Origin of the sequence: Bradyrhizobium sp. (assembly GCF_019244115.1) — a bacterium.
Lineage (GTDB): Bacteria > Pseudomonadota > Alphaproteobacteria > Rhizobiales > Xanthobacteraceae > Bradyrhizobium.
Window position 1 is genome coordinate 1 of record NZ_JAFATE010000396.1, and the last position, 2,321, is coordinate 2,321.

4 protein-coding genes are annotated in these 2,321 nt (G+C 62.9%); 2 read left to right on the top strand and 2 right to left on the bottom strand.

Annotated features, from left to right (window positions below; all coding sequences use genetic code 11):
• Positions 1–593 (top strand): DUF1223 domain-containing protein (locus JOZ76_RS17275; protein ID WP_291700055.1); only part of this gene is annotated, 593 nt, incomplete at its 5' end.
• 14 nt (positions 594–607) lie between these two features.
• Here the strand turns inward: JOZ76_RS17275 and JOZ76_RS17280 are convergent.
• Both JOZ76_RS17280 and JOZ76_RS17285 read right to left on the bottom strand, forming a co-directional pair.
• Positions 608–1,042, bottom strand: a complete 435-nt coding sequence (locus JOZ76_RS17280; protein ID WP_366938589.1) for a type II toxin-antitoxin system VapC family toxin — start codon at positions 1,040–1,042, stop codon at positions 608–610.
• A gap of 8 nt (positions 1,043–1,050) precedes the next feature.
• Positions 1,051–1,314 (bottom strand): type II toxin-antitoxin system Phd/YefM family antitoxin, encoded by a 264-nt coding sequence (locus JOZ76_RS17285; protein WP_291700059.1) that lies wholly within the window; start codon positions 1,312–1,314, stop codon positions 1,051–1,053.
• Positions 1,315–1,532: 218 nt separating this feature from the next.
• On the opposite strand from JOZ76_RS17285, the gene JOZ76_RS17290 reads away from it, so the two are divergent.
• The coding region (locus JOZ76_RS17290) for a gamma-glutamyltransferase (protein ID WP_291700061.1) at positions 1,533–2,321 on the top strand (789 nt) is incomplete at its 3' end.

Here is a 2,321-nt window from a genome sequence, read left to right on the forward strand (position 1 = left end):
CCGCCGACCGGCTCGCCGCCGAACTCGCGCGTGACCCTGGGAACGTCCTCATTTCCCTGCCCGTGGACTATTGGGATTATCTCGGCTGGAAGGACAGCTACGCCAAGCCCGTCTTCACGGCGCGCCAAAAAGCCTATGCGAGGGCACGCGGCGACATGCAAGTGTATACACCGCAGGCCGTCGTCGACGGGGTTACGCATGCGGTGGGCTCGGATAACGAAGCCATCGATACCGCGGTGAGCGCGCCTCTCGCGGTGCCGGTGACAGGAACGATCAGCGGCGATCAGCTCCATGTTGATGTCGCGGCCTCGTCCGGGAAGACGAAGGACGCCCAGGTCTGGCTCGTGCCGATCATTTCGGCCGCGAGCGTCGCCATCGGGCGCGGCGAAAATGCCGGCGCTACCGTCACCTACACGAACATCGCGCGCGATTTGCGCAAGCTCGGCGATTGGAAGGGCGAGGCCCGCAAATTCGACGTGGCCACCGCCGATATCCGCAAGCTCGACGCGGACGGCGCCGCGATCCTCTTGCAAGCGAGCGATGGTGGCCTGCCAGGCGAGATATTGGGCGCGACGATCGTCAAGCTGAAATAGGGTGCATGTCGCGACTATTTTGGAATGCGCGCGCGGCGATCGGTCCATGGATTGAGCACCGGCGCTCGCGCGCGCTCGTAGTCGCTTACATCGCGAGTCACGACGGTCAGGCCATGATGAAGCGCGGTCGCGGCGATGATGAGGTCCGGTTGTGAGAATGTGTGGCCGACTCGCCGGCCTTCCTCAAGCAAAACTCGCCACTTCAACATGATGTCTTCCGTGATGGCGAGAAGGCGCGGCCCGAACATCGGGCGTATCGTGTGGGTAAGCCAACCGTTGATCTGCGCCCGCCGGCCCGGATCCCTAATCGTTTCAACTCCAAATCGGATTTCGGCGAAAGTGGCGGTGCTCACATAGAGCATCTCGACGGGTTGAGCCTCAATGAAGCTCACAACCTTACGTTCTGGTCTGGGACGTCGCAGCTCGGAGAGGACGTTGGTGTCGATCAACCAACCCGTCACAGATCAACGTCCCGCACCGGCAACCGCGCACGCCTCGGTTCAATTTCGATTTCGCGGTAAGGCGAGGCCTGAAAGGCGGCGACGAAGGCTTTGCCGGTCGGTTCGCCTTGGAGCCGGCGAAATTCATCTGCTGAGATAACGACGACCTCATCTCGCCCATGCACCGTTACATGCTGCGGTCCGTCGCTCCGCACGCGCCGCACCAGCTCACTGAAGCGAGCTTTCGCATCCTGGAGCGCCCAGCGATGAGGCCGGTGCATGGGAACGCGGCGTTTCGGTAAGTTCGATTTTGCAGTTCTAGTCATACGGACTAGAATATCGGGTCAACCCAAACGGCTCAAGCTCCAATTCAGGAGGACCTAAAAAATCACACGCAGCTTGTCCCATTACGATCGCATCAGCCCCTCGGCGGCGCCATAGCTCGCGCCCTACATAAGGGCTAATCTTGCGCCCCTAATGCCCCGCAGCGGAGCCTTCAATGTTCACCACCCGCCCCGAGATCAGAGGCACTTTCGGCGTCGTCGCCTCGACGCATTGGATCGCCTCGGCGGTCGGCATGTCGATGCTGGAGAAGGGCGGCAACGCCTTCGATGCCTGCGTGGCGACCGGGCTCATGCTGCAGATCCTCGAGCCGCAGCTTTGTGGGCCTGGCGGAGATTTGCCCGCGATCTTCCACTCGGCGCGCACCGGCAAGACGCAGGTGCTGTGCGCCCAAGGCGTGGCGCCGAAGGGCGCGACGATCGCCCATTATCGCGGCAAGCTCGGGCTCGATCTCATTCCGGGCTCGGGCTTCCTCGCGACCGTGGTGCCCGGCGTCTTCGCGGGATACATGGCGCTGCTTGCCGATCACGGCTCGCTCGACATCGAGGATGTGCTTTCGCCCGCGATCCACTATGCGCGCCATGGGCATCCGGTGCTGGCGCGCACCTGCCAGACGATCACCGATATCGCGCCTTTCTTCGCGCAATATTGGCCGAGCTCCGCCGCCACCTGGATGCCGGGCGGAAAAGCCCCGACACCCGACAGCCTTTTCAAAAATCCGGTGCTCGCCGACACTTACGAACGCATCCTGAAGGAAGCCAAATCCGCCAAGGGCGGACGCGAAGCGCGGATCCGCGCGGCGCGGCGCTCCTTCATGGAGGGGTTTGTCGCCGAGGCAATCGAACGCTTTGCCACCGGCTCCGAGCTCATGGATTCCTCAGGGCGCCCGAACAGAGGCGTGATCACGGCGCAAGACCTCGCGAGCTTCGAGCCGACCTACGAAGAC